Source organism: Corynebacterium antarcticum, assembly GCF_016595285.2.
Lineage (GTDB): Bacteria > Actinomycetota > Actinomycetes > Mycobacteriales > Mycobacteriaceae > Corynebacterium > Corynebacterium antarcticum.
The window spans coordinates 155979-182538 of the sequence record NZ_JAENIP020000002.1 but is presented as its reverse complement, the minus strand read 5'-3'; the positions used below and the strand labels follow the sequence as shown (position 1 = coordinate 182538).

General features: G+C 68.4%; 22 protein-coding genes. 15 read left to right on the top strand and 7 right to left on the bottom strand.

The genetic code is table 11. The annotated features are described in order from the left end of the window. From JIM95_RS04955 to glfT1, 5 genes are all read left to right on the top strand, one after another. Positions 1 to 984, top strand: coding sequence for an ABC transporter ATP-binding protein (locus tag JIM95_RS04955; RefSeq protein WP_200258044.1), 984 nt, complete (start codon positions 1 to 3; stop codon positions 982 to 984). Positions 985 to 1032: 48 nt separating this feature from the next. Continuing rightward, entirely contained in the window at positions 1033 to 1995 is a 963-nt protein-coding gene (locus tag JIM95_RS04950) for a dihydrodipicolinate synthase family protein (protein WP_200258052.1), read from the top strand. Between the two features lie 43 nt (positions 1996 to 2038). Next, positions 2039 to 2971, top strand: coding sequence for an ROK family protein (locus JIM95_RS04945; RefSeq protein ID WP_200258055.1), 933 nt, complete (start codon positions 2039 to 2041; stop codon positions 2969 to 2971). A gap of 26 nt (positions 2972 to 2997) precedes the next feature. Beyond that, complete coding sequence (locus JIM95_RS04940) at positions 2998 to 3687, top strand: N-acetylmannosamine-6-phosphate 2-epimerase (protein WP_234034619.1); 690 nt, start codon at positions 2998 to 3000, stop codon at positions 3685 to 3687. A 117-nt stretch (positions 3688 to 3804) separates the two neighbouring features. Further along, complete coding sequence (gene glfT1, locus JIM95_RS04935; RefSeq protein ID WP_200258058.1) at positions 3805 to 4722, top strand: galactofuranosyltransferase GlfT1; 918 nt, start codon at positions 3805 to 3807, stop codon at positions 4720 to 4722. A 21-nt stretch (positions 4723 to 4743) separates the two neighbouring features. Here glfT1 and JIM95_RS04930 read toward each other — a convergent pair whose 3' ends face one another. The 4 genes from JIM95_RS04930 to JIM95_RS04915 form a co-directional block, all read right to left on the bottom strand. Further along, positions 4744 to 5214 (bottom strand): GtrA family protein, encoded by a 471-nt coding sequence (locus JIM95_RS04930; protein ID WP_200258663.1) that lies wholly within the window; start codon positions 5212 to 5214, stop codon positions 4744 to 4746. A 150-nt stretch (positions 5215 to 5364) separates the two neighbouring features. Beyond that, entirely contained in the window at positions 5365 to 6291 is a 927-nt protein-coding gene (locus JIM95_RS04925; protein ID WP_200258061.1) for a hypothetical protein, read from the bottom strand. Positions 6292 to 6376: 85 nt separating this feature from the next. Continuing rightward, complete coding sequence (locus JIM95_RS04920) at positions 6377 to 7042, bottom strand: hypothetical protein (protein WP_200258063.1); 666 nt, start codon at positions 7040 to 7042, stop codon at positions 6377 to 6379. Further along, positions 7039 to 7506, bottom strand: a complete 468-nt coding sequence (locus JIM95_RS04915; protein WP_200258064.1) for a hypothetical protein — start codon at positions 7504 to 7506, stop codon at positions 7039 to 7041. The genes JIM95_RS04920 and JIM95_RS04915 overlap by 4 nt, the downstream gene beginning before the upstream one ends. Positions 7507 to 7570: 64 nt before the next feature. Between JIM95_RS04915 and JIM95_RS04910 the strand changes: the two genes are divergently transcribed. The 5 genes from JIM95_RS04910 (at position 7571) to JIM95_RS04890 (ending at position 15936) form a co-directional block, all read left to right on the top strand. Then, the gene (locus JIM95_RS04910) at positions 7571 to 7810 is read left to right on the top strand and encodes a hypothetical protein (protein WP_200258065.1); all 240 of its coding nucleotides are present in this window, start codon (positions 7571 to 7573) and stop codon (positions 7808 to 7810) included. Positions 7811 to 8013: 203 nt separating this feature from the next. Continuing rightward, the gene (locus JIM95_RS04905) at positions 8014 to 9480 is read left to right on the top strand and encodes a decaprenylphosphoryl-beta-D-ribose oxidase (RefSeq protein WP_200258066.1); all 1467 of its coding nucleotides are present in this window, start codon (positions 8014 to 8016) and stop codon (positions 9478 to 9480) included. Positions 9481 to 9521: 41 nt separating this feature from the next. After that, positions 9522 to 10283 carry a decaprenylphospho-beta-D-erythro-pentofuranosid-2-ulose 2-reductase gene (locus JIM95_RS04900; RefSeq protein ID WP_200258073.1) on the top strand — a complete coding sequence of 254 codons (762 nt, stop codon included), beginning with the start codon at positions 9522 to 9524 and terminating at the stop codon, positions 10281 to 10283. A gap of 71 nt (positions 10284 to 10354) precedes the next feature. Then, positions 10355 to 12520, top strand: coding sequence for a galactan 5-O-arabinofuranosyltransferase (locus JIM95_RS04895; RefSeq protein ID WP_200258076.1), 2166 nt, complete (start codon positions 10355 to 10357; stop codon positions 12518 to 12520). Beyond that, the gene (locus tag JIM95_RS04890; protein WP_200258081.1) at positions 12517 to 15936 is read left to right on the top strand and encodes an arabinosyltransferase domain-containing protein; all 3420 of its coding nucleotides are present in this window, start codon (positions 12517 to 12519) and stop codon (positions 15934 to 15936) included. The genes JIM95_RS04895 and JIM95_RS04890 overlap by 4 nt, the downstream gene beginning before the upstream one ends. A 379-nt stretch (positions 15937 to 16315) precedes the next feature. Here JIM95_RS04890 and JIM95_RS04885 read toward each other — a convergent pair whose 3' ends face one another. The 3 genes from JIM95_RS04885 to JIM95_RS04875 form a co-directional block, all read right to left on the bottom strand. Further along, positions 16316 to 17431 (bottom strand): glycoside hydrolase family 25 protein, encoded by a 1116-nt coding sequence (locus tag JIM95_RS04885; protein ID WP_234034579.1) that lies wholly within the window; start codon positions 17429 to 17431, stop codon positions 16316 to 16318. Between the two features lie 76 nt (positions 17432 to 17507). After that, entirely contained in the window at positions 17508 to 18458 is a 951-nt protein-coding gene (locus JIM95_RS04880; RefSeq protein WP_200258084.1) for a PrsW family intramembrane metalloprotease, read from the bottom strand. Further along, positions 18455 to 19090: a hypothetical protein gene (locus tag JIM95_RS04875; RefSeq protein WP_200258087.1), complete on the bottom strand. Its 636-nt coding sequence runs from the start codon at positions 19088 to 19090 to the stop codon at positions 18455 to 18457. Before JIM95_RS04875 ends, JIM95_RS04880 begins: the two co-directional genes overlap by 4 nt. A 272-nt stretch (positions 19091 to 19362) precedes the next feature. On the opposite strand from JIM95_RS04875, the gene JIM95_RS04870 reads away from it, so the two are divergent. The 5 genes from JIM95_RS04870 (at position 19363) to JIM95_RS04850 (ending at position 26547) form a co-directional block, all read left to right on the top strand. After that, a complete protein-coding gene (locus JIM95_RS04870) occupies positions 19363 to 21294 on the top strand; it encodes a M13 family metallopeptidase (protein ID WP_200258090.1) in 1932 nt (643 codons plus the stop codon). Between the two features lie 27 nt (positions 21295 to 21321). Then, positions 21322 to 22470, top strand: a complete 1149-nt coding sequence (locus JIM95_RS04865; RefSeq protein WP_200258093.1) for a hypothetical protein — start codon at positions 21322 to 21324, stop codon at positions 22468 to 22470. Between the two features lie 110 nt (positions 22471 to 22580). Next, positions 22581 to 23111 carry a PadR family transcriptional regulator gene (locus JIM95_RS04860; RefSeq protein WP_198738852.1) on the top strand — a complete coding sequence of 177 codons (531 nt, stop codon included), beginning with the start codon at positions 22581 to 22583 and terminating at the stop codon, positions 23109 to 23111. Next, positions 23108 to 23809, top strand: a complete 702-nt coding sequence (locus JIM95_RS04855) for an ABC transporter ATP-binding protein (RefSeq protein ID WP_200258096.1) — start codon at positions 23108 to 23110, stop codon at positions 23807 to 23809. The genes JIM95_RS04860 and JIM95_RS04855 overlap by 4 nt, the downstream gene beginning before the upstream one ends. Further along, on the top strand, positions 23806 to 26547 hold the full coding sequence (locus JIM95_RS04850) for an ABC transporter permease (protein WP_200258098.1): 2742 nt from the start codon (positions 23806 to 23808) through the stop codon (positions 26545 to 26547). The genes JIM95_RS04855 and JIM95_RS04850 overlap by 4 nt, the downstream gene beginning before the upstream one ends. Positions 26548 to 26560: the final 13 nt, after the last annotated feature.

Here is a 26560-nt window from a genome sequence, read left to right as displayed (position 1 = left end):
ATGTCCAACGACAACGAGCGGGACACCAACGAGGTCGCCCGCACCGAGACAGAATCCGCCCTCGACTCCTTCCAGCAGGAGACCGTCGAGCCCGCGCCGGAGCACCCGGACGAGACGCTCCGCGCGCGCCAGGTGGACTCCACCGGACGCGCCGCGGCCAACGACGACGCCACGACGCCCATCATCGAGCTCCGGAACGTCTCCGTGACGTTCCGTTCCCGGTCGGGTGGCATCTTCAGGCCCCATCTGGTGCACGCCGTCCGCGGCGTCACCATGAAGCTGAACGCCGGCGAGACCCTCGGTCTGGTCGGCGAATCCGGCTGCGGAAAGTCCACGACCGCCCGCGTGATGTGCGGCCTGCAGGACCCCACCGAGGGCGAGGTGTACTTCCAGGGCAGGAAGGTGACCAAGCGCTCCGGGAAGGACCGCAAACAGATCGGCCGCGTCGTCTCCGTCGTCTTCCAGGACCCGGCGACCGCCCTGAACGCGCGCATGATCGTCGCTGAGCAGCTGCTCGATCCGATGGTCGTGCACAAGATCAACAACAAGAGCTACCGCGAGGAGCGGATCCGCGAGCTCATCCACCTGGTGGGACTCCCGGAGAGCGTGCTCCAGGCCCTGCCCGGCCAGTTGTCCGGTGGGCAGCGGCAGCGCGTCGCCATCGCCCGCGCCCTGTCGCTGAACCCGGACGCGATCATCGCCGACGAACCGACCTCGGCGCTCGACGTCTCGGTCCGCGCCCAGATCCTCAACCTGCTGTCGGACCTGAAGGACGATCTCAACCTCGGAATGGTGTTCATCTCGCACGACATCCAGACCGTGCGCTACGTGTCCGACCGGATCGCCGTGATGAACGCCGGCACCGTCGTCGAGGAGGGACCCGCCCGACAGATCCTGGAGAACCCCCGGGACGAGTACACGCGTACTCTGCTCGGTGCGGCACCGTCTCTGCTGCACCCCGCCAAGTCCGCCTTCGCCAACTGACGGCCGGTCCGCCGTATCACCCATCTGAAAATCAACTAGGAGCCCACAGTGGAATCCCCCTTCACCGGTGTCATCCCGCCGGTAGTCACCCCCCTCGACGACGCCGGAAACTTCGACCGTGCCAGTTTCGACCGGGTGGTCAACCGCATGATCGACGCCGGGGTGCACGGCCTGTTCTTCCTCGGGTCATCGGGAGAGGTCGTCTTCTCCACCGATGAGCGCCGCCGGGAGATCATCGCCGCCGCGGCCGAGACCGTCGCCGGGCGCGTGCCCGTCCTGGTCGGCTGCATCGACACGGAGACGAACCGAGTCATCGAGCACGCCCGCACCGCCGCCGAACTCGGCGCCGACGCCATCGTCGCCACCGGACCGTTCTACGCACTCGGCGGGGTCAACGAGATCGAACGGCACTTCCGGAAGATCCACGAGGCTGTCGACCTGCCCCTGTTCGCCTACGACATCCCCGTCTGCGTGCACGTGAAGCTTCCCGGGGACCTGCTGGTCAGGCTGGGCGTCGAGGGTGTACTCGCGGGGGTCAAGGACTCCTCCGGCGATGACGTCTCCTTCCGGTTCCTCGCCCGCGACAACGCCGCCGCCGGCCGCCCCCTCACCCTGCTCACCGGCCACGAGGTCGTCGTCGACGGCGCGTACATGTCCGGTGCCGACGGCTGTGTGCCCGGTCTCGGCAACATCGACCCGGCCGCCTACGTCCGCCAGTGGAACGCCTACCGAACGGGCGACTGGGACACGGTCCGCGCCGAGCAGGACCACCTCACCGAACTCATGCGCATCGTGCTGGTCACCACCGGAGCCGTGGGCTTCGGTGCCGGGGTCGGCGCCTTCAAGACCGCGCTCATGCTTCTGGGCGTGTTCTCCACGAACCGCATGCCGGAACCCGTCGCCGCCCTGACCGGTGAGAACCTCACCGCCATCGCCGAGGTGCTGAGGGCGTGCGGTCTGGAGCCGACGGTCGACCCGGACTCCGTCCGTATCCCACCCTTCGCCTCCTGATCCACCGGATCATCACCGCACGAACCGAGAGAGGACGGTACCCGTGAGCACCGACAGTGACGTCGGCCGCGTTCTCGCGGTCGACATCGGCGGAACGAAGATCAACGTGGCCCTCGTGGACGCGGACAACACCGTCTCGGGGCTGTCCACCGCGGCGACCCCGAGCCGCGAGGACGGTGCCGCCGTCGTCCGGCAGGTGCTGCGGGTCGCGCGCCGCGTCATCGAGTCCGCGCGCGGCCCGGCACCCACGCTGGTGGGCATCGGCAGCGCGGGTGTCGTCAGCCCGGACGGGCGGCGCATCACCTCCGCGACGGACGCCATCCGTGGCTGGGCGGGAACCGAACTCGCCGCCGGGGTCGAGGAGGAACTGGGCATCCCCTGTTCCGTGCTCAACGACGTCCACGCCCACGCTCTCGGTGAACTCGCCGGTGGTGCCGGTCGGGGGCATGATTCGATGCTGATGGTCACGGTCGGCACCGGCATCGGCGGCGCCGTGATCGTCAACGGCGGGCTCGTGCCCGGCGCACACGGCGTGGCCGGGCACGTCGGGCAGATCCGGGTCACCACCACCGATCCGGAGAGGTGCGCCGGATACACGGACAGCCTGGAGAATCTCGCCTCGGGGCCTGGCATGACCCGCTTCTACACACAGCTCGGCGGAAAAGGGGTCGGAAACGGACACCAGCTCCAGACGGCGGCCCGAACCGGTGCCCTCGCCGCGGACGTGATCATCTCCGCGGGATCGGTCACCGGTCACACGGTCGCCTCCCTCGTCAACACGCTCGATCCGGAGCTGGTCGTGATCGGCGGTGGTGTCACCCGGATGGGCGAGCTCTGGTGGCGGCCGCTCGAGGAGGCCTACGCTGAAACCCTGATGGCCCCGCTCCGGGGCACCCCCCTGGTCGCTGCCGAGCTGGGCGATGACGCCGCCCTCGTTGGTGCGGCACACCACGCCCGCGCGCACCTCAATCCCTGAAGAAGGAGCTTCACCCAATGAGTGACATGAGCATCGACGCCCTCCTCGACCGTCTCCGCGGCGGACTGGTGGTGTCCTGCCAGGCCTACCCCGGCGAACCGCTGCGTCGCGCGGAGATCACCGCCGCGATGGCCCAGGCCGTCGTCGAGGGGGGCGCGCGCGCCGTCCGCGTCCAGGGAGTCGCCGACATCGCCGCCGCACGGCAGGCCGTCGAGGTTCCCGTCATCGGGCTGATCAAGCACGGCCACGACGGCGTGTACATCACCCCCTCCGTGGCGCACGCCCGGGCCTGCGCACTGGCGGGCGCGGATGTCGTCGCCATCGACGCCACCCTCCGCGAGCGGGGCAACGGTGAATCCTTCGCCGACGCCGTCGCCGCGATCCACGCCGAGTTCCCGGGTGTCGCGGTGATGGCCGACTGCGCCTCCGTCCCCGATGCGGTTGCCGCCGCGGAGGCGGGTGCGGACATCATCGGCACTACCCTGGCGGGATACACCCCCGGCTACGGGCACGCCCGGGCCAAGACCCCCGGCCCGGACCACGACTTCATCGACAAGGTCCTCGCCGCGGTGGACCGGCCCGTCCTCGTGGAGGGACGCCTGCACCGGCCCGAGGATGTCGCCGGGGTCCTCGCACGCGGCGCCTTCGCGGCGTGCGTCGGCACCGCCATCACGCATCCGACGACGATCACCAGCTGGTTCGTGCCGGAGAACTGACCGACTGTCCCCCCGGCCCCGCCCGGGACCCGGACCTCACGCGCCGGCCGCGGATTTCCACCGCCGGTCGGCGCGTGACGACGTCGTACGGACGTGCCCCTGTGCGACAATGGCCGCATGGCTCTCACCACCTCGGACCGCGTCGCAGCGGTCATCGTCACCCACCGTCGCGCCGACCTCCTGCGCGCCTCCCTTGAGGTCGTCGCCGCTCAGTCGGCACCCGTGGAGTGGATCATCGTGGTGGACAACGGCTGCGAACCGGCCGTGTCGGACGCGGTCGCGGAGATCGCCGGCGAGCGGGGCGTCTACCTGCCGTCCCGCACGAATCTCGGCGGTGCGGGCGGTTTCGCCTACGGGTTCCTCACCGCCCTCGCCCTCGGCGCGGACGCCGTGTGGTGCGCCGACGACGACGGTCGCCCCGAGGGCCCGGAGGTCCTCGCCACGCTGCAGGAGTGCGCGCAGCGGCACGGCCTGGACGAGGTCTCACCGGTGGTGTGCAACCTCAACGAACCGGATCTCCTCGCCTTTCCCCTGCGGCGTGGGCTGGAGTGGCGGCGCAGGCGCGGCGAGCTCATCGACCCGGCGAACCCGGACGATGATCTCCTGACCGGCATCGCCTCCCTGTTCAACGGCGCGCTGATCTCCGCGGCGGCGATGGAACGCATCGGTGTGCCGGATCTCCGGCTGTTCATCCGGGGCGACGAGGTCGAGTACCACCGCAGGCTGACGCGTTCCGGGCTCAAGTTCGGCACCTGCCTGCGCTGCGCCTACCTGCACCCGGACGGATCGGACGAATTCAAGCCGATCCTCGGCGGGCGGATGCACACCCAGTACCCGGACAACGAGGGCAAGCGATTCTTCACCTACCGCAACCGCGGCTACCTGATGAACCAGCCGGGTATGCGTCACCTGCTCCCCCAGGAGTACGCCCGTTTCGGCTGGTTCTTCCTGGTCAAGCAGCGCGATCCGGCCGGTTTCCTGGAGTGGCTGCGCCTGCACCGGATGGGGCGCCGGGAACGCTTCGAGCGCCCCTGAGGTCCGGGGCGACGGCCCCGGTCAGCGGACCCTGAAGATCACGGTGCGCTGGACGACGAAGTTCACCACCGTCGCGATGCCCTGCGCGATGACGAAGGCGACCACCAGGGAGAACAGGTCGGGGATGTCGCGTTCCACGAAGAATCCGAAGAGGTACTTGTACAGCTGGGTATTCAGGATCCAGGTCAGGGCGTAGAGCACGGCCACCGCGACGAACCGGGCCCTGGAGGGCGCGGCCTGGAACGTCCAGCGTCGGTTGATGGCGTAGGCGGTGATCGTGCCGAAGATGAAGCCGATGTTGCGGGACGCGAACGGGCTCAGCCCGAAGATCATCTGGAACAGCCACGTCAGGCCGATGTCCACCACCGCGGAGATCCCGCCGGAGATGATGAACCTGACGCCCTGCGTCTTCACGTCCCGGCCGTCTCCGGACTCGGCCGGGGGAAGTGGACCGGTGTACTCGTCCGCGCCGGCGGCGACCTGTGCCTCCATCTCCTCGGTGGAGACGAAGAGTCCGTCGTCCGGGTCCCCGGTAGGGGACACGGTGGAGGGGTCGGGGTGCCGCGGATCGCGGGCGTCGGGTGCGGTGTTGTCGTCGTAGTCGGCCACGCCAGGTGATGCTACCCGCTCACCGGAGCCCGGTCAGCGGCGCAGCAGATAGCGGTACAGGTCCAACCGCTCCACGGGGGGCAGAGCACCGGCGCCGTACCCGCCGACCCCGGCGAGTGCACGCAGGGATCCGGTGCACAGGTCCCGGATCCGGTCGGCGGTGAGGACACCGTCGTCATCGTCCACCCAGCCGATCTCGGCCATGGTGGCCTCGATGACGTTGTCCCCGAGCTCGGCGTCGACGAGGGAGGACAGGGTGAGCACCGTGACCAGGAACGCGTCGCGGGCCTCGGGCCCGTCTTCGAGGGGCAGTCCGTCCAGGATGGCGCGCGTCCGTTCGTCGAGTTGCACCGGGCGGGCGAGGTCCAGTGCCTGGAGCAGCGGGATGAAGTCGAAGATACGGGACCGGTTGATCAGGTCCGCGGCATCCTCGTCGACGAGGGCGAGGGTGGAGGCGATGGTCTCCCTACCGGTGAGTTCGGCGTTGATGTCCGCCGGGTCGAAGTCGACGGGACCGACCCCTCCGGGCCGGAGGCTCCCCGAGCCACCGATGCAGAGTGCCCGCGGCGTTCCCCGGTCACGGGGATAGGACTCGATGACCTCGACGAACATGCGCCACAGTCCCCAGGTGTAGATGGCGATGTCGCCCGGTCGGGAGAGAACGTCGTGGACACATCCGTCAGTCCGGAAGGTCTGCGTCCCGGAGGTGAAGGACCATGGCGCACCGGCACCGTGGCCGTGGAACCCGAAGCAGATGCTCAGGACACGGTGGAGCTCCGTCAGGGACATCGCGTCGTTCAGGCCCACCTGCCGGTGGATCTCCCGGTCCGCGCACCACAGGGTCGCCCGGATGATGAGGGTGCGGGGCTCCCGGTTGCGGTCCGGTCCGCCCGCGGACGCACGGGCGTCGCGGCGGGGCGCGAGCTCGATGACGTTTCCGCGGGCTGGATCGGTGGGCATGGCCCCCAGCGTAGCCAGCTGACGCGGTCCGCGCCGTCGAGGTAGAGGACCGCCTATCCTGTCGCGGGTCCCGGCCGGGACGGCGTCAGCCCAACGGCAGGGGCCGGACGTCCGGGTCGAAGGTCTCCTTCAGGTGGGCGCGACTCCGGCGCTGGGATTCGATCGCGAACCACTGTTCCACCAGATCACCCGCGGCCTGGGCCATGCACCAGGCGGCGCGGGCGCTCTTTTCACCGTGGAATGAGGCACCGCTGTCGGGCCCGTCGTCGGGCAGCGTGACGGCAGGCAGACGGGGCACGGTGAGGTGGGTGTTCTTCTCGTGCGCCTTCTTCGCGGCGGCACGGATCTCGTCCGCGGCGCGGGTGAGGCCGGCGTGGATCGCGGCGAGTGTCGTCGTTCCGGCGCGGGTGGCGGCACCGTCCACGGCATCCGGGTCGGTGTCGCCGACGGGCAGCAGCACGGTGCCACGCAGGAGTGACTCGAGGACGGTCACGGGGTCGGCGGACCCGGTTTCCGGCGTCCCGGCGTCCGCCCCCTCCGGATCCGGTTCCGAATCGGGCGTGCCACCGTCGGCGGGGGTCTCCCCGACGATCCAGGCCCCGCTGTAGCGCCCCGTGGCCGAGTTGGGGTCGGTCTGGACGTGCCAGACGATGCGGAGGGTCGGGTCCGTGGCGTCGAGGACGGCGATCGTGGGGTGGTGTGCGGGATCAGCGGTGCCACCGGTGGTCGTGGTGTTCAGCGTGTCGGTCACCGCTTCATTGTCCCATCCGGTGATTCCGTGGTGTTCTCCAGTGCGCGGACCCCGAGCAGGACCGGCACGGTGCACACTCCGAGCACCGTGTGGGGCCGGGTGACGCCCCGGGAGCGGAGCCATCCGACGAGCGCGCGTTTGATGCGGGCGTCCGCGTAGAAGCTCGTGCAGAGGAGAGCGAGTCCGATGACGAGCACCGTCGGGTTGGCCGAGCGGCGAGTGTCGTCCCGCGTTTCGACGGGTGTGCTCCCATCGCCGTCGGGTTCCTTCTCCGGCGCGGCGGACGTGGTGTCGGTGAGCGCTGCGGTGGTTGCCGCGGCTGCGACGAGGACCACGACATCGACTCCCCAGCGGATCAGTCGGTGATGGATGTGGTCGGGCATCGCGGTGAGGACGCCACCCGCGACGGCGAGTGGCAGATCGGCGAGGATCCCGGACCTCGGTTCTGTGCGTGGTGCAGCCATGCCCCGCAGCCTACCGGGGTGGTGGGGGTACGGGCCGTGGCCCGCGTTGGCTAGACTCGGGCGCATGTTCGGACTGTTCAAGGGCCAGGATCGCGACTCCGGGGAAGAACCGGGGCATATCGCCGCGGAGCGTACCCAGCTGCCGTTGAATCAGCACATGACGATGCTGATGGCGCAGGAGCTTCCGCTGCTGGACAGTGTCGACCGGGTGCGGGTCTACGAGATCCTGCGGGAGTACGACGGCCCGGAGATCACCTCCCAGGAGGAGCTGCCCGCGGAGATCCGCCAGATGATGGACCTGTAGCTCCCGGTTCCGCCCACGCCGCCGGTTGTGCGACCCGTCACGGGACACGATCGGCCGTCGCTCTTCCCCGGTGGTTTCCCGCAGGGCCTCACGCCCACATGTGGGATTGTGGGAAATCACACGCTGATTTCTTCCTGTAAAAGCGCCCGATCGGGTCCGATTCATCCCCACCCGGCCGGTTCTGGGGGTAGCGTGGACAATCGATGACGAGCGATAAGGGCGCGTCCAGCACCGTTGCTTCGAGCGGTGCCTCCGGGGCCCTGAACACAGAAGCCAAGAAACTGACCGGCTGGGGTCGTACGGCCCCCACGACCGCCGAGGTCCTGTCCACGGAAGACCTCGACACGATCGTCAAGGCAGTGCAGCTGGTCGCCGAACAGAACGACAGCAAGCCCGCCCACCTGCGTCGCGGCGTGATCGCCCGCGGCATGGGCCGCTCCTACGGAGATCCGGCCCAGAACGCCGGCGGCCTGGTCGTCGACATGACGCCGCTGAACCGGATCCACTCCATCGATTCGACCTCCGCCATCGTGGACGTCGACGGCGGTGTCACCCTCGACCAGCTGATGAAGGCCGCGCTGCCCTACGGACTGTGGGTACCCGTCCTACCGGGCACCCGCCAGGTGACCATCGGCGGTGCCATCGGACCGGACATCCACGGCAAGAACCACCACTCCGCCGGTTCCTTCGGCGACCACGTCGTCTCCATGGAGCTGCTCGTGGCCGACGGCCGGATCCTCCATCTGGAACCCGAGGGCACCGCCGATGATCCGGACGGCTCCCTGTTCTGGGCGACGGTCGGTGGCATGGGTCTGACCGGCATCATCGTCCGCGCGCGGATCAGGATGACCCGTACCGAGACCGCGTACTTCATCGCTGACGGCGACATGACCCACAGCCTCGACGAGACGATCGAGTTCCACTCGGACGGCTCGGAGAAGAACTACACCTACTCCTCGGCCTGGTTCGACGCGATCTCGGCTCCGCCGAAGCTCGGCCGCGCCGCGATCTCCCGCGGCTCCCTGGCCACGCTCGCGCAGCTCGAGGAACTGGCTCCGAAGCTGGCGAAAGACCCGCTGAAGTTCAACGCCCCCCAGCTGGTGACGGTGCCGGACATCTTCCCGTCGTTCACCATGAACAAGCTGTCCATGATCGCCGTCGGCGAGCTGTGGTGGCTGAAGTCGGGCACCTACCGCAACCAGGTGCAGAATCTGACGCAGTTCTACCAGCCGCTCGATCTGATCGGTGAGTGGAACCGCGGCTACGGCCCCAAGGGCTTCCTCCAGTACCAGTTCGTCGTGCCGCGCGAGGCCGTCGAGCCGTTCAAGGACATCATCCGGGACATCCAGTCCTCGGGACACTACTCCGCGCTGAACGTGTTCAAGCTGTTCGGCGAGGGCAACCGCGCCCCGCTGTCCTACCCGATGCCGGGCTGGAACGTGTGCGTGGACTTCCCCATCAAGCCGGGCCTGGGCCACTTCCTCGACGAGCTCGACCGCCGTGTGATGGAGTTCGGTGGCCGCCTCTACCTGGCCAAGGAGTCGCGGACCTCCGCGGAGAACTTCCACAGCATGTACCCGCAGATGCAGTCCTGGCTGGAGACCCGCAACGCGATCGACCCGAACGGGGTCTTCGCGTCGGATCTGTCGCGCCGCCTCGAGCTGCACTAGACCGACCCCCACACGACAACGATCAGGAAGTAGAACACGACATGCTCAATGCTGTGGGCAAGGCCCAGAACATCCTGCTGCTCGGCGGCACCTCGGAGATCGGCGTCGCCATCGCCTCCGAGTTTCTCGCCGCCGGGCCGGCGGCGGTCACCCTCGCCGCCCGGAAGAACTCCCCGCACCTCGAGGAGGCGAAGGCGCAGCTCGAGCGCGCCGGAGCCAGCGAGATCCGGGTCATCGACTTCGACGCGACCGACTTCGACAGCCATCCCGCCGTGATCGAGGAAGCGTTCTCCGAAGGTGACGTCGACATCGCGATCGTCGCCTTCGGCACCCTCGGTGACAACGAGGAACTGTGGCGCAACCAGGCCAAGGCCGTCGACGCCGCCCAGGTCAACTACACCGGTGCCGTCTCCGTCGGCGTGCTGCTCGGCCAGCGCTTCGAGGCGCAGGGCCACGGCACGATCGTCGCACTGAGCTCCGTCGCCGGAATGAAGGTGCGGCGCTCCAACTTCGTCTACGGATCGACCAAGGCCGGTTTCGACGGCTTCTACAGCCAGCTCGGCGAGGCCCTGCGCGGTTCCGGGGCGAACGTCCTCGTCGTCCGTCCCGGCCAGGTCCGGACCCGGATGAGCGCGGACGTCGAGGAGGCCCCGCTCACCGTGGACCGCACCCAGGTCGCTGAAGCGGTCGTCTCCGCGGTCGACGCCGGCAAGGACACCGTCTGGGTCCACCCGCTGTTCAGGTACGTGATGATGGTGTTCAACCACATCCCGCGGGCGATCTTCCGCAAGCTCCCGTTCTGACCGGATGACGCCGCCTCCCGCACCGGGTCCGCGACCGTCGTGTCCGGTCCGGGTGTGGGAGACTTGGAAACATGACTAACGCGACGGACGGCTTCACTGGCGCACCCGCCCGGGCGACCCGGAAAAGGGTCTTCTTCGGCCCGACGGCCCCGGCGGGAGGCGCGGACTTCACCTCGGACGCCCTCGGAGGTCGGGCCACCGTCCTCGCGATCGCCGCGGCCGGCATCGGCGGCGGCGCACTGACGCTGATCTGCTGGTACATCCTCAAGATGACCAGTCTCCCCGCGTTCGGTGGTTCCCTGGTCTCCAGGGCCCTGTCCACCGCAGGCACCGTCATGGTCCTCCTGCTGGTGGTCAGCCTCGTCTTCCTGTGGCTGCGCGACGAACACCACGATCGCCGCCGCCGCGAATCGGAGACCGACGAGGTCCGGTCCCTCGCTCGGGGGCCGGGCGCGGCGATCGCCCCGGGCACCGTCCCGGGTGACCCGGAGGAACCCGAACCCCCCGTGGTCGAGTTCCCCGACAGCGAACGGGTGTCCGCCACGCGACCCCGGTGGCGGGTCTGGCTGACCTACGTGGTCTGCTATCTGTCGCCCTCGGCACTCGTGGTCACCGCGCTCGCGCTGCCGCTGTCCGCGACCCGCCTGTACCTCGACGGCATCACCGTCGACCAGGGGTTCCGCACCCAGTTCCTCACCCGGTTGACCGATTCCGCGGCCCTGAGCGACATGAACTACATCGACATGCCCTCCTACTACCCGGGGGCGTGGTTCTGGTTCGGCGGCCGCTTCGCCAATCTGCTCGGAATGGAGGGCTGGGCGGCGTTCCAGCCGTGGGCCCTGGTGTCACTGGCCGCCGCCGCATCGATGGTTGTGCCCACCTGGCAACGGCTCAGTGGATCACTCACCGTCGCCACGGGCATCGGGCTGACCAGCATCTGCCTCATTCTCGTGATCTCCCCCGAGGAGCCGTACGCGGCGATCGTCGCACTCGGGGCACCCGCAGCGACCGTCCTGGTGCGGCGTGCCCTCGACGGCAGCCGGCTCGCCATGGTCGGCATGATCATCTATCTCGGCGCCTCGGCATCGATCTACACCCTCTACACGGCGGTCATCGCCCTGTCCGTGGTGACGGTCGCCGGGGTGTTCGCCGCGGTCGTGGACCGGTCCTGGCTCCCGCTGCTGCGGATGGTGCTGATCGGCGTCGCCTCCATGGCGATCGCGTCGGTGGTGTGGGGACCCTACCTGCTCGCCATAGTCAGCGGAGAGCCGCACTCCGGCGCGACGGCCATGCACTACCTGCCGTACAACGGCACCCAGGTCCCGATGCCGATGCTCTCCTTCTCCGCGGTCGGGGCGCTCTGCCTGCTGGGCATGGTCTTCCTCGTCGTCCGGGCCGTGGACCGGGATGTCCGCTCCATGGGCATCGCCCTGGTCGTGTTCTACGGCTGGATCGTGGCGTCGATGATCGCGACCCTCGCCGGGAACACCCTGCTCGGGTTCCGGATGGACGCCGTCGTCACCCTGCAACTGGCCACCGCCGGCGTCTTCGCGATCGCGGAGATCCGGCTCCTCGGGCCGGACGCCCTCTATCCCCACCAGATCTCGGCGCGCACGGGACGCAACGTCACGCTCGTCATGGTGACACTTCTGCTCATCGCGGGTGTCGCCTACGCCCAGACGATCCCGCAACGCAACCACAACGCAATCGACCTCGCGTACACGGACACCGACGGTGACGGGGTCCGCGCGGACCTCTATCCCCCCGACTCGGGTGCCTGGTACGGGGAGATCGATGAACTGATCCGCGGCAGGGGCCACATCCCCGCCGATACCGTCGTCCTCACCGACGAACACAACTTCATGTCCTACCACCCCTACCGGGGCTTCCAGGCCTTCACCAGCCACTACGCCAACCCACTCGGTGAGTTCGACCTCCGCAACCGGGAGATAGAACAGTGGGCCACCGCCTCGTGGAACGTACTCGCCGAGCCCCGGGAGTTCACCGCCGCCCTCGAGCAGTCCCCCTTCACCGCACCCGACGTCTTCATCCTGCGCGGTGACGCCGAGGACAGGGAGGAGGGCTGGAAGTACGACATCGCCGAGGACATCTACCCCAACAACCCGAACGTCCGGTTCCGGGGTGTCTGGTTCAACCCCGAGTCATTCACCGGGGACGGCTCCCCCTGGGATGTCGAGCAGGTCGGTCCCTTCGTGGTGGTGACCCGCAGCCGATGAAGCCGGAGGACAACCCTGACGTAGAATCGTCTGCTGTGTCAGCAACAGCCGTTAATACCCCGCCCACCGCGTCGAGACGGTTGCTCAACCTCGCCATCGTCAGTGGTGTCCTGGGTTTCCTCATGTTCGTGCTCACGCCGTTCATGCCGGTCTCCCAGACCCAGTCCTCCTTCGACTGGCCACAGAACGATTCCCTGAACAGCGTCAACGCCCCGCTGCTCAGCTATGTCCCGCAGTCCGTCGACATCGACATCCCGGTGTCCGCGCTCACGGAACTGCGGGACAGCCAGTCGACCGTCCTCGGCACCCTGCCCGCGGACAGCGAGGACGCGACCACGCGCGGACTGTTCGTCCGGCTCACACCCACGGGTCTCGACGTCATCGTCCGCAACCAGGTCCCCTTCGAACTCGACGCCGAGCAGCTCGAGGCGCTCCCCCGGGACGCCGTACTGCACGTCTCCTCCACCGAGGAGGAGACCACGGCCCGGATCAACGGTGCCCGTGGCCCGGACGGCGAGGAATACAGCGGGACCGTCAGCGGTGACCAGCGCCCCCAGCTGACCGGCATCTACACGGAGCTGGACGGCGGGGACGGGGCCACCGCACGCGAACTCATCGACGAGGGCCTCTCGGCCCACATCGAGATCAACTCCCGCTTCACCTCCGCGCCGAGCGTCCTCAAGTACATCACGATGTTCTCGGGCCTGGTGCTGCTCGCGGTCGCGCTGTGGACGCTGCACCGCATGGACATCCTCGACGGTCGACGGACCCGGCGTTTCCTGCCGGTCGGCTGGTTCCGGCCACGGCTGCTCGACGGCATCGTCGGCGGCGTGCTCACCTGGTGGTACATCTTCGGTGCCAACACGTCGGATGACGGCTACCTGCTCACCATGGCGCGGGTGTCGGACCACTCCGGCTACATGGCCAACTACTACCGGTGGTTCGGTGTCCCCGAATCCCCGTTCGGCGCCCCCTACTACGACCTGCTCGGGCTCATGGCGCAGGTCTCCACCGCCTCGGTGTGGATGCGTCTGCCGGAGCTCATCGCGGGCCTGCTCACCTGGATGATCATCACCCGGGAGGTGCTGCCCCGCCTGGGATCCAAGATCAACAACCGCCGCGTCGCGCACTGGACCGCGGCATTCTCCTTCCTGGGCTTCTGGATGGTCTACAACAACGGGCTGCGCCCCGAGCCGGTCATCGCCGTCGGCGCCCTGCTGACCTGGGTGTCCATCGAGCGGGCCATCGCGACGTCCCGGCTGCTGCCCGCAGCCGTCGCCGTGATCATCGCGACGGTGTGCCTCGGCGCCGGCCCCACAGGTCTGATGGCCGTCGCGGCACTGCTGGCCGGCCTCTCGGGGATGATCCGCATCGGCCTGCGCCGGATGCCTCTGCTCGGAGCCGGTCGGGGCGCACCGAGGAGTGCGTCACTCCGCGCGGCCGCGGCGATGATGGCGCCGTTCCTGGCGTCCGGGACCGCGATCCTGCTCGCCGTGTTCGGTGACCAGACCCTCGGCACCGTCCTCGAGTCCATCCGGGTGCGCTCGGCCAAGGGCCCCTCACTGAACTGGTACGACGAGTGGGTCCGCTACGAGACCCTCATGCAGCAGACCGTCGACGGGTCCTTCGCCCGCCGTTTCGCCGTGCTCATGCTCTTCGTCTGTCTCGCCCTGGTGCTGGCCAGCGTGCTGCGCAACGGTCGTGTCCCCGGTTCCGCTCAGGGGCCGTCGATGCGACTGATGCTCGTGTTCTTCGGAACCATGTTCTTCATGATGTTCACCCCGACGAAGTGGACGCACCACTTCGGCGTGTACGCCGGCATCGGAGCGGCGTTGGCTGCGCTGGCGGCCATCGCGGTGTCGAACATGGCGCTGAAGAGCGCCCGGTCGCGCACCCTGTTCATCGGTGCGATCCTCTTCCTCCTGGCCTTCGCGCTGTCCGGGACGAACGGCTGGTGGTACGTCTCCAGCTACGGTGTCCCGTGGTTCGACAAGACGATCCAGTACCGCCACATAGAGGCGTCCACGGTGATGCTGTTCATCGCGCTCGCCGTCCTCGCCCTCGGCGCGATCCAGTCCTTCGTCTCGGACGTCGCGACGGCGCGTGCCGCTACTGAGGGCCGGGCCGAGGAATACGCCGTGGAGAAGCAGCGTCGCCTGCGCCGCTTCGACGGCCTGGCGGCCTCACCGATCGCGGTCGCCTCCGCTCTCGTGGTCGTGTTCTCGGCGCTGTCCCTCGGCAAGGGCTTCGTCTCCCAGTACCCCGCCTACTCGATCGGGCTCGGAAACGTCCGTTCCCTGGCGGGTGACAGCTGCGCACTGGCCAACGACGCACTCATCGAATCGGACACGAACGACAGCTTCCTCAACCCTGTCGACGGAACGCCGCTCGGTGAGTCCCTGGAGAGCGAGGACAACCGGGGATTCGACGCGAACAACGTCCCACCGTCGATCAACTCCGCGGGCGTGGACACCGCGACCACGGGAGCCGGCTCCATCGCCGGCGCGACCGACGAGGACACCGCCTCCGGTGATACGGGCGGCCAGGACTCCGGTTCAGGCGGCGGTGTCCGCGGCGACGTCGGCGTCAACGGTTCCGTCGCGCAGCTCCCCTTCGGGATCGACTACCGTGAGGTTCCGGTCGTCGGGTCCTACACCGCAGGCCCCCAGTTCCCCGCCGAGATCACCACGTCCTGGTACGAACTGCCGGAGCGTCATCCGGACGCGCCGCTCCTCGTGGTGTCCGCGGCCGGTCGGATCGAGCACAACGACATCAACGGCGTCCGACAGGAGGGGCAGCGACTCGTCATCGAGTACGGCACCCGTGGAGCCGACGGTGAGGTCACGGACGTCAACGAGATCGAGCCCCTCGACATCGGTCCGGCACCCGGTTGGCGGAACCTGCGCGTTCCGCTCGACCAACTCCCACCGGACGCGAACGTCGTCCGGATCGTCGCCACGGACACGAGTCTCGACCCGGAGCAGTGGCTCGCGGTCACCCCACCGAGGGTGCCGACGCTGAAGTCACTGAATGAGGTCGTCGGCTCCGAGGATCCCACCCTGCTCGACTGGTCGGTCTCGCTGCAGTTCCCCTGCCAGCGTCCGTTCGACCACTGGGCGGGGGTCGCCGAGACACCGCTCTGGCGGATCTCACCGGACCACGCCGGCAAAGTCACGCTCTCCCCGTGGCAGGACTACAACGGCGGAGGCGTCATGGGTGTCGCGGAAGCCATCAACAAGGCCACCGAGCTGCCCAGCTACCTCAAGGATGACTGGCACCGCGACTGGGGCTCCCTCGAGGCCTACGAGCTGCGCACCGATTCCCGCGGGGAGGCCCCCGTCGATGCGGTGATCGACTACCGCACGGTACAGCGTTCCGGTTTCTGGAACCCGGGCAAGATGAAGATCGAGGACTGACCGTACAACCGGCGGAAGGCCCCACCCGCCGTTCACCACGCGCGGGTGGGGGCCTTCCGCCATCCGGGGCCCGGGGCGGGTGGAATTGTCCGACGTCCGGTCGCCGGGAAACAGATCCGGGACCCCGCTCGTGGCCGGCGCCCCACGCGATGTGGCGACCCGGTTCCGGGGATCAGGGAAATGTACCGGGGCTCACGGCCACCGGTTCCCGTCGAGCATGGCACCATCCGCCCGGAAGCCCGACCGGCTGCGTCCTCGCCCCTCTCCCGGATTCGGGGTGGAGGGTGCTTCTTCCCGGGAGCTGCACGGGAAACGGCGACGGCCGGCGCCCGGAGCTACCTCGGGTGCCGGCCGTCGCCGGTGTGCCGCAGACGGCGGGTCAGCTGTTCTGTTCGGCGAAGTGCTGGGCGTTCCTCAGCAGGATGAGGAGGTCACCGATGGTGTACTCACCGGTCTGCAGCATCGTCTGCAGGTCGGGAACGGGCAGGTCACCTCTGGCGGCCAGCTCCCGGACGCGGTCGACGATCTCGGTGGCGGGGCCGAGATCGATCCCCTGGCTCTGGGCGACGGCGACGAGAGCGCCGACGGCCAGGGCACCCGCCGCAACAGCGAGGATGGCGCCGACGAGTTCCCGGTTGTTGTTGCCCAGCGCCTCGAGCTCGGCGATCCGACCGCCGATGGCGTCGAGGTCGAGCACCGTGGACAGCACGTCCCCGAGGTTGACGTCGATACCGGCACTGAAGTCGGTGAGCTGCTGTTCACTGCCGTTGAACAGGTTCACGTCGGAGACGGTGACCATCCCGGGTACGACACCGTTGTCGGCGCGCTGCCAGAAGGACATGTGGTTCCAGCCACCGGGGATGTCGGCCGGGGGACGGTTCTCGTAGGCGGCGAGCCAGAGCGGGTAGTCGCTGAACTCACTCGTGTTCGCCATGTTCTCCTGCCAGAAGTACCGGTAGGTGTAGATGATCGGCCTGCGACCGGTGAGGCGCTCGATGTCGGTGAGGAACTCCCGGACCCAGGCGCTGAGCTGGGCCGGTCCGAGGTTCTCCGCGTACTCGATGTCGAGCACCGGAGGCAGCGAGGGCTGGGGCTGCGTCGCGAGCGCCGCGGCGTACTCGGCGGCTTGTGCGCTGGCGGAGGAGCTGGGGCGGGCCATGTGATAGCTGCCGACCAGCAGGCCCGCGTTGCGGGCCTGCTTGGAGTCGGCGACGAAGTACGGGTTCATGTAACCGATCCCCTCCGTGGCCTTGATGAAGGCGAACCGGTGTCCGGAAGCGGAGACCTCGCGCCAGTTGATGGCGGCCCCTCCCGGATGCTGCCAGCTGGCGACGTCGACCCCCTGGGGAGAGGTGATGCTGAATGCGGCGGCTTTCGGGGCGCCCAGCAGAGTGACGACCAACGCGAGCGCGGTCATGAGTGCGGTGACGGGGATGGTGACGGCGCGGTGGTGCGTCGCGCGCACGGCAGCGCGATCGTGCGGAGAGAAGTACATGGGCGTAAATCTACAGCAAATTCACATGAGTCACATCTTTAACATCAACAACATGCGCAATTGGCGTGTCACGCTGTCACATCCGGGGTCGACCCCTGTCCACAGGACCGGCACCGACCGTCCCACGTACGACGAAACCACCCTGCTCCAGCTCGCGCAGCGACATCACCGGGCGATCGAGCAGCACATACCCGGCATCCCGCCGGGCGGCACGCCACCCACGAATGAACAGCCAGATGAACAAGGGGTAGATGACGAGCGCGACAGCCCCCATGGAGACCATCGCCGCACGCGTGTCGTCGTACATGATGTTCCAGCAGAAGTGTGCCGCGAACGCCACAGACACCCACAACAGGCCGGTACCCAGCCGCCAGAGGCGACTGCGGTGCGCGGTGAACACGGCCACACCCAACCCCCATCCGGCCATACCGGTGAACAGCACGTGCAGCAACGGGCCGGCCGCGACCCGTACCCCCCAGATCCACAGCATTCCCTTCACGTCACTGACCGGGTCGTACACGGCCCCGATCACCGCGTAGCCGACGTTCTCCACGACCTCGAACCCGAGACCGACGAGAATGCCGCTCACGAGGCCGTGCCACGGCCTCGTGAGCCGACGGAAACTGAACAGGATGATCAGTACCCCCAGGGTCTTGACCGTCTCCTCCGGATAGGCACCTCCCCAGGACGCCTCGAAGTGATCGAGTCCGAGCCTCCCGGGAAGATCCAGGGATGTCGCGGACAGCGGGAAAGCGAGCAGCGGGGACACCGCGGCCCCCCACAGCAGGGCCGCCACCACATAGCCTGCCCCGGCGCGGGGCCACAGCGGACTGGACCGGACCACCAGCAGAACAACCGAGAGTTCCACCACCGCAAGCAACGCACTGAGCCCCATGACACCCATCGACGGCAGCTCACCGTCCGTGGCCAAACCGGCGAACAGCGCCACCACCAGGGCCAGACCTCCTCCGACGAGCAGCCCGATGCCGTCCAGGACCCACAACGAACCCCGCAGGAACCTGTTCACGCCCGCACCTCCGAAGTCAGTAGAGACGGCAGGTCCAGCTCGGTGACATCATGCTCACCGTTGTTGCGGACCTGCGGCCGGATGAGTTCCGTGAAATCGTCGCCCCGTTCACCGTGGACAGCGACGACCAGCAGCTCCCCCTCGTGGTCCCCGGACCCCGGCAGGGCCAGGCCCGTGAGCTGGTCTTCCCGTTCGTCACCGTCGAACCGTTCCTCGGGCGACACGGCCTGCTCCTGGTGATGCAGTTCGAGGAGGTCACCGTCCCACGTGACCTCGAGGTCCATTCCCCGGGACACACCCATCGCCCGCAGCATCCGGCGCGCAGCGAGTTCCGGATCCGGAACGCCCTCCACCACCAGGGACTTTATGGTGGTTCCCCCGCAGTCCCAGCCACCTTCCAGCATCGTGTCCGGGGACGACTCGCACATGACGGGTTCGCCGTCCGCGTACCGCAGCGGGATCTGCCAGCCGCCGCCGACGGAGTCCCCGAGGATCACCTCGTCCGCGGACCGCGAGGTCGCCGGCAGCCGGGACGTGATCAGCAGCGGTACGGCCACCAGGAGCAGCAGTACACCGATCAACTGCAGGACATGCGCAGTCCGGAACTGCGGTTTCAGACGATAGGGCCCCATGCATGACGACGATACCAAGCGGTCCGGACTCCCCGGCCGGGATCAGGACGAGTCCGGGCGACCGGCATCCACCACACCGGTGGGATCCGGTCCATCCCGCACCTTCGTGCCGGTCATGGTGGCGGCCGCCACCATCCCCGCCGGAGGGGGACACCCACCGCCAGCAGGTCCCGCGCCCGGGTGGCATGAGTACCGATCCGGCACGTATCCGTCGGCACTGACGTCTTCTCTATTTCAGTGTCCCGTGCCGGGAAGCCCGTAGAGTTGGGGGCATGAAGGATCTCTACCGCTATGTCAACGGCCCCTGGCTCGACTCCCACGTCATTCCCGATGACCGTGGTGTCGACGGCAACTTCCACAAACTCCGCGATCGCGCTGAAGAGGATGTCCGCGCCATCGTCGAGGCCGACGATGGCCGCGCCGGAACCCTCTACGACTGCTTCATGGACACCGACGCCATCGAGGAAGCGGGCGTCGCGGTCCTGGATACAGACCTGGACCGGCTCGACGTGGATACCGTCGAGGAACTCGTCACAGCCCTCGGGCGACTCGACCGGGAGGGGGTCGGTGCCCCCGCCGGCTTCTGGGTGGAGAAGGATTCCGCCGGTGAAGAGGCGCTCGCCTACCTGGTCCAGGCGGGCCTCGGGCTGCCCGACGAGGCCTACTACCGCGATCCCTCCCACGCGGAGACCCTGGCCACCTACCGCGCGCACGTCGCCACCATGCTCGAATTCCTCCCCTCGGAACGTCTGGGTGGACTCTCCGCGACCGATGCAGCCGGGCGCATCGTGGAACTGGAGAAGCGCATCGCCGCCGGGCACTGGGATGTCGTCGCCACCCGGGACGCGGTGAAGACGTTCAACCCGACGGAGTTCACCGATCTTCCGCCGCTCGTCCGCGCCCTCTGCACGGCATCGGGTCTTCCGGAACACCGCCTCATCGTGATGATGCCGTCCTACCTCGGGCACCTGGACGAACTGCTGCGCGAGGCGGATCTCGCGGACTGGAAGCTCTGGGCCACATGGCACATCCTCAACGCCCGCGCGGGTCTGCTCACGGACGAGATCAGCAGGACAAACTTCAACTTCTACGGGACCGTCCTGCAGGGAGCCACGGAACAGCGCGACCGCTGGAAGCGCGGTACCGGCCTGGCCGAGCGCTTCGTCGGCGAGGAGATCGGCAGGCTCTTCGTCGCAGAGCACTTCCCGCCCGAGTACAAGAGGCGGATGCTCACCCTCGTCGACCACCTGATCGGGGCCTACCGTGAGCGGATCACCAACCTCGTCTGGATGACCGAGGAAACCCGGAGGAAAGCCCTGGTCAAGCTCGACAAGTTCAACGCCAAGATCGGCTACCCGGACAACTGGCGCAGCTATGAGGGTCTGGTCTTCGAGCCGGGGGGCGCCAATCTCGTGGCGAACGTCCGCCGCGGCAGCGCCTTCCTCCACGACTACGAGCTGAACAAGATCGGGAAGCCCGCCGACCGGACGGAGTGGGTGACCACCCCGCAGACGGTCAACGCCTTCTACAACCCCGTCGTCAACGACATCACCTTCCCCGCGGCGATTCTCCGACCGCCCTTCTTCGATCCCGATGCCGACGCGGCGACGAACTTCGGCGCGATCGGAGCGGTGATCGGGCACGAGATCGGGCACGGTTTCGACGACCAGGGCAGCCAGTACGACGGTGACGGCAACCTGAATTCCTGGTGGACCGACGAGGACCGCGCCGCGTTCGAGGAACTGACCGCACGACTGGTCGACCAGTTCAACGGGCGGGTCCCCGGCGTGCTGGCCGGCACCGAGTCCACCGGTGTGAACGGGGAGTTCACGCTCGGTGAGAACATCGGTGACCTCGGAGGCCTCGGCATCGCCGTCGTCGCCTACCGCCGCCACCTGGCGGATCAGGGCCTCGACTTCGACTCGGCCCCCACCGAAACCGTCGACCACGAGGGCGGCGACCCGGACATGGAGGGCCGCGAGTTCACCGGACTGCAGCGCCTGTTCATCTCGTGGGCGCGGGTCTGGCGGACGGCGATCAGGCCGGAGCTGGCCACCCAGTACCTCGCCGTCGATCCCCATTCGCCCGCCGAGTTCCGCTGCAACATCATCGCGGCCAACGTGGACGAGTTCTACCGCGCCTTCGACGTGCACCCCGAGGGCATGATGTACCTGGAACCCACCCGGCGCGTCACCATCTGGTGACACCGGCCCCGAGAGGATGAGACCCGGATGACACACTATCCGCCCCCCTACGGACAGCCCGCGGCACCGACGGAGACACGCCAGCGGAACTGGCCGAACATCGTTCTGGTGATCTTCATTCTCCTCCTCTACGGGTCCATCACCGCACAGGCGGTGACGAGCCGTTCCCTCCTGTCCAGCGCCGCCCGGGACGTCCCCGCGTCCCCGTTGTACGGCTACTCCGCCGTCCGTGACGCGCCGGAGGGATGCCCGGGTGGCACGCCGCCGTGCCCACCCATCACGGAACGCCTCGCCGACGTCGTCGGCCCGGATGCGGACCCCGTTCCCGTGATCGAGGCGAGCGCCACCCTGGGTACCGGAGGAGAAGCACAACGGACCCTGGCGTATCTGCTCGGGGACCGGATCCCGGATGGCCCCGGTCCGGGCGAGTTCCTCCTCGACGACCTGACCGCCCGGAAGCTGGGGCTCTCCACGGGGAGCGAGGTTGATCTCCGCGTCACCGCGGATACCGGCACCGAGGCCGGGGTCCGCCTCCGGTTGATCGGAACCTTCCGCCCGGCGGTGGATGAGCGGGCCGAGGAGGCCGGTGATCCGGACGCCGCACGTCAGGTGATTATCTCCGCCACCGACATCCCGGCACTGGACGGAACACCGCCCACCGGCTGGTGGACGGCCCAGACGATCCCCGGTGGGTTCGGGGCCCTGTCAGTGGTGGGACTCGAGGGCACACGCCAGCTGCAGGACAGCTGCGACTTCGCCCCCGAGTACGCACGGGGCCCCGGCTTCGCCTCATGGTGCGAAGCTGGGGCCCCCGCCCCCTCGGGCGGACTGGAGGGCCTGGATGCCCCCTACAACAGGTGGGTCATCCAGAGCACACTGGCGTTTATCGCCGCCATTCTCTGGGGACTGACCGTCCGCCGCAAAATTGCCCTGGTACTGGTTCTCATGCCCTTCTCCGCGATGGGAGGGATTGTCCTCGGGTGGCTCGCCGCCTACCCCATCTCCAGGGTCCTCGCCCCGGTGATCTGGCCGGAAGGCGGATTCGTCTTCGATCACATGGGGCCACTCGGATTCTTCGCTCTGCTCGGCGCCGCCGGCGGAACCGGGTGCGCCGCACTCGTCGGACTGCTGATCGCGGCCGTAGCTGAATCGGTGCGCGCGAAGAACCAGCGGTAGGGACAAATCGCCACTGGCGCCCTCTGACGGGGCCACCATGTTGATTACCAAGTAAGTTACCGGGTAACCTACTTGATGACCACCCCGCCCGATTGTCTAAGGATCCGACGATGTCAATAAAGTTCGCGCTACTCGGACTCCTCGATGACGAACCCTGCGGCGCAGGGAAACTCCGGCAGCGCTTCGAAGACCGCACACAGGGGATCTGGCCGATGAACATCGGGCAGGTCTACCAGACGATCCAACGACTCGACCGCGACGGACTCATCGAGAAAACCGGAACCGACACCACCTCCACCCGCCCCGCCGACATCTACACCACCACCGAGGCCGGACGCGCGGCCCTGGAGCAGTGGTGGAACGAGCCGACCCTCCGACCCCGCAACGACCGCGACGACCTGGTCATCAAGATCGCCGTCGCGACCGTCATCCGGGGGGTGAACAGTCGGGAGCTCATCCAGCGGCAACGCGAGGCCACGATGCGGGAGCTCCGCGAGATCACCCTCACCAAGGCCTCGATCCCCCCGGCCCGCACCGCGCAACGTCTCCTGCTCGAACGCCGCATCTTCGACCTCGAGGCCGAAGCACGCTGGCTCGACCACATTGAAACCCTCGCTGACCCGGAAGGCCCCCGATCATGACCCCCTCCCCCATCCTCACGCTGGAGAACGTCACCCGACTGCACTCCGACGGCCCCGACACCATCGCCGCCCTCGAGAACGTCAGCCTCTCCGTTGCTCCCGGCGAACTGGTCGCCGTCATGGGACCGTCGGGCTCCGGGAAGTCGACCCTCCTCAACGTCGCCGGAACCCTGGACGCCCCGGACCACGGCCGCGTCATCATCAACGGGCGGGACACCGCAGGTCTCTCCCCCACGGAGCGCGCCGCGATCCGCCGCCGTGACGTCGGCTTCGTCTTCCAGTACTACAACCTGGTCCCCACGCTCACCGTCGCGGAGAACGTCGCCCTACCCCTCGAACTCGACAACGTACCCCGCCACGAGGCACGCTCCGCGGCACTCGCCGCGCTGGAGGACATCGGCCAGGCCGAACTCGCCGACCGTTTCCCCGCCGAAGTCTCCGGCGGCCAGGCGCAACGCGTCGCCATCGCCCGGGCTCTCGTCGGTGAGCGTTCCCTGCTGCTCGCCGACGAACCCACCGGCGCGCTCGACACCACCACGGCGGAATCGGTGATGGCGCTCCTGCGCTCTCGTATCGACGCCGGCGCAGCCGGCCTGCTGGTCACCCACGAACCCCGCTTCGCCGCCTACGCCGACCGCACCATCTGGCTCCGCGACGGACAGCTCGTCCAGCCCCGCACCGGGAGTGATGCCCGATGAACGCCTGGCTCACCTCCGCCCGGATCGCCCGGCGCGACCTGACCCGCCACCGGTGGCGTTCCCTCGCCGCCGTCCTCCTGTTCGCCCTGCCCGTCATGGCGGTCCTCGTGTTCGCGGGAGCCGTGCTCAGCGAACGCACCACCGACGGAACCGACCCCACCCGCGCCTACGCCACCGCGTGGCTCGATCACACACCCTGCACCGCTGACGGGGACGATCTCTGCGAGGGGCCCGATGCCGCCACCGTCGCGAAGACCGACCACGAACGACTCACCGAGAACCTGGGGATCCATCCCGGTTCCCTGATAGCCGTACTGGACACCGAGGTCCGGATAACCACGCCCCGGGGAACGAGTTCCCGGAGCACCGCAACCGCGCTCCCCGGTACCCTCGACGGGGCACCGGAACCGGGATCCTTCATGATGCCGGGCTCCACAGCCGAAGCTCTCGGCCTGGAGCCCGGCGACCCGGCGACGGTCACGGTTCTGGACGCCGCCGGAGACGCGCACACCCGTGAACTCACCTACGTCGGCCCCACCCCCGGCAGCACCTTCCTCTCCCTCGCCGACGTCCCGGGTTCCGAGAGCATCGGCACCCCCGATTTCACGGGTGCCACCGACGGCACCCCGTGGAGCGTCGGCTACCTCGTTCCCCTGGATTCCGTGCAGTCCTTCGTCGGTCCGGACGCCCAGTCGTTCCGGACGAGCGGCATCTACCTCACCTTCACCGGGGGGCACGACGACACGGATCCGTATGTCGCGCCCGATGTATTCCGGGCACTGATGGACCGCGACGCGATCGTGAACTGGGTCGTGCTGACATTCGCACTGCTGGTCATCATCGCCGTCGTCACCCCCATCTTCGCGGTCGCGGCCCGACGCCAGACCCGGCTCATGGGTCTGCTGTCGGCCACCGGAGCCGCCCCGGTGCACCTGCGCCGCGTACTGCTCATCCAGGGGCTCATGATCGGTGCCGTCGGCGCGGTTCTCGGCAGCGTGCTCTCCATCCCCGTCGAGCGGGTCCTGGTCGGGGCCATCAACCCCGGGGCCGACGTCCACTGGCCCTGGGACCTCGCACTCCTGATCGTCGCCACCTCCCTGCTCGTCGGTGTCGGGGCGGCGCTGCTCCCCGCGCTGAAGACCGGACGGCAGGACCCGGTCGTCGCACTCCGCGGTGGTCGCAGCGTCAGGATCCGGCGATTCTCCCTGCCCATGGTCATCGGCCCGGTGATCATGCTCATCGCCCTCATATTGAGGGCGATCGAAGAATCCCCGTTCATCCACATCCTCACCCAACCGCTGCTCGGGCTGGGGCTCGTGCTCACCGCACCCATCCTGCTGTGGGGGACGGCCGCACTCGCCGGCAGATTCCGGCTCCCCGGCCGGCTCGCGTCCCGCGACGCGCTGCGCTCCATGACGCGAACGGCCCCGGCGGTCGGCGCGATCGCCGGTATCACGTTCGTCTCGACCACGTTCCTCAGCATCCTGTGGTTCCCGGCGACGACACACGACGAGGAGAACAGGCTCCCGGACGCCTCCGTTCTCTTCCTGCCCACGGAAGACGTGGACTTCAACCCGGATGCGGCTCACGAGGGCATCTCCGACATCCTCGACAAGCCCCACGGCGCACAGAGCGACCTCTTCGCCCCCCGGTCCGACGATTGGGGCGCCACCGACTGGGAGGGCCTCGCCGCGGCCGGAACCACGACCGCCGACGACGAGTACTACTTCGACCTCCCACTTTTCCGGGGGTGGGCGGCCCACGGGCTCCCCGGCGTCCACACCAACATCCTCATCAACGACGGTTCCGCCGTCACCGCGCTGGAGGGCCTCACGGACGAACAGCGCACGGCGATCCGCACGGCACTGGACGAGGGCGAGATCGTGGTCACCGACCCGGATCTCACCGTCGACGGTGTGGCGGCATTCGGCAGGACGGTCCGGTCGAACGGCGCATCCGCCGAACATCGGGAAAAGAAGTACGCGGGCCGACTCGAGGCCCACCCCGAAGAGCTGCGCGACCGGCTCGTCGACGAGAGCGGATTCCTCACCTTCCGGAACCACGGCGACACCGCCGAACAGTACGATCCGGGGAACTACGAGGTTCGCACCCACCCGGCGACGGTCGTCCCCCTCGACGGGCCCGGGGTCTCGCTCCTCACCCCGGCGACCGCCGCGAAGATCGGCATGGAGACCACCTACGCGGGCACGCTGGTGACCACCCTCGAACCGGTCAGCACCGTCGACTCCTTCCGGCTCGACGCGAAGGTAACGAGAGAGAAGCCACCCTTCCGGGCTGAAACGGCGAACCGACCACTCTACGAGCTGTTGACCTGGATGATTCCGTCGCTGTTCGCCGGCCTCATCAGCTACGGCATCGTCGTGCTCCTCATGCTGCTCGCCGCAGCGGAATCCCGCAGGGACACCGACATCCTCACGGCGATCGGAGGATCACCGCGGATCCTGGCCCGATACGTGGGCGCGCAAGGCCTGATCATCGGGCTCGGCGGGACGCTGGCGGGAACCCTCTTCGCCTTCATCCCCCTCCTGGTGGAGATGGCGAGCACGGACATGGAGTGGTTCCCGAGGTACGTATTCGACGAGATCGGCGTCGGCCCGTGGTCGATTCCCCTGCTGATCACCCTCGTCGGTGTTCCGCTCCTCGCCTGGGCGACCGGGCTGGCCATCGGAGGTTGGATCGCCGGGCACCGGCGTCCGCTGAGCGACCGTCGGGAGTGACCGGGGCCGGAGG

Coding starts and splice junctions, on each gene's coding strand:
- JIM95_RS04955 (WP_200258044.1), top strand. CDS start 1: ATGTCCAACGACAACGAGCGGGACACCAACGAGGTCGCCCGCACCGAG.
- JIM95_RS04940 (WP_234034619.1), top strand. CDS start 2,998: ATGAGCATCGACGCCCTCCTCGACCGTCTCCGCGGCGGACTGGTGGTG.
- glfT1 (WP_200258058.1), top strand. CDS start 3,805: ATGGCTCTCACCACCTCGGACCGCGTCGCAGCGGTCATCGTCACCCAC.
- JIM95_RS04930 (WP_200258663.1), bottom strand. CDS start 5,214: ATGGAGGCACAGGTCGCCGCCGGCGCGGACGAGTACACCGGTCCACTT.
- JIM95_RS04925 (WP_200258061.1), bottom strand. CDS start 6,291: ATGCCCACCGATCCAGCCCGCGGAAACGTCATCGAGCTCGCGCCCCGC.
- JIM95_RS04915 (WP_200258064.1), bottom strand. CDS start 7,506: ATGGCTGCACCACGCACAGAACCGAGGTCCGGGATCCTCGCCGATCTG.
- JIM95_RS04910 (WP_200258065.1), top strand. CDS start 7,571: ATGTTCGGACTGTTCAAGGGCCAGGATCGCGACTCCGGGGAAGAACCG.
- JIM95_RS04905 (WP_200258066.1), top strand. CDS start 8,014: ATGACGAGCGATAAGGGCGCGTCCAGCACCGTTGCTTCGAGCGGTGCC.
- JIM95_RS04900 (WP_200258073.1), top strand. CDS start 9,522: ATGCTCAATGCTGTGGGCAAGGCCCAGAACATCCTGCTGCTCGGCGGC.
- JIM95_RS04895 (WP_200258076.1), top strand. CDS start 10,355: ATGACTAACGCGACGGACGGCTTCACTGGCGCACCCGCCCGGGCGACC.
- JIM95_RS04890 (WP_200258081.1), top strand. CDS start 12,517: ATGAAGCCGGAGGACAACCCTGACGTAGAATCGTCTGCTGTGTCAGCA.
- JIM95_RS04885 (WP_234034579.1), bottom strand. CDS start 17,431: ATGTACTTCTCTCCGCACGATCGCGCTGCCGTGCGCGCGACGCACCAC.
- JIM95_RS04875 (WP_200258087.1), bottom strand. CDS start 19,090: ATGGGGCCCTATCGTCTGAAACCGCAGTTCCGGACTGCGCATGTCCTG.
- JIM95_RS04870 (WP_200258090.1), top strand. CDS start 19,363: ATGAAGGATCTCTACCGCTATGTCAACGGCCCCTGGCTCGACTCCCAC.
- JIM95_RS04865 (WP_200258093.1), top strand. CDS start 21,322: ATGACACACTATCCGCCCCCCTACGGACAGCCCGCGGCACCGACGGAG.
- JIM95_RS04860 (WP_198738852.1), top strand. CDS start 22,581: ATGTCAATAAAGTTCGCGCTACTCGGACTCCTCGATGACGAACCCTGC.
- JIM95_RS04855 (WP_200258096.1), top strand. CDS start 23,108: ATGACCCCCTCCCCCATCCTCACGCTGGAGAACGTCACCCGACTGCAC.
- JIM95_RS04850 (WP_200258098.1), top strand. CDS start 23,806: ATGAACGCCTGGCTCACCTCCGCCCGGATCGCCCGGCGCGACCTGACC.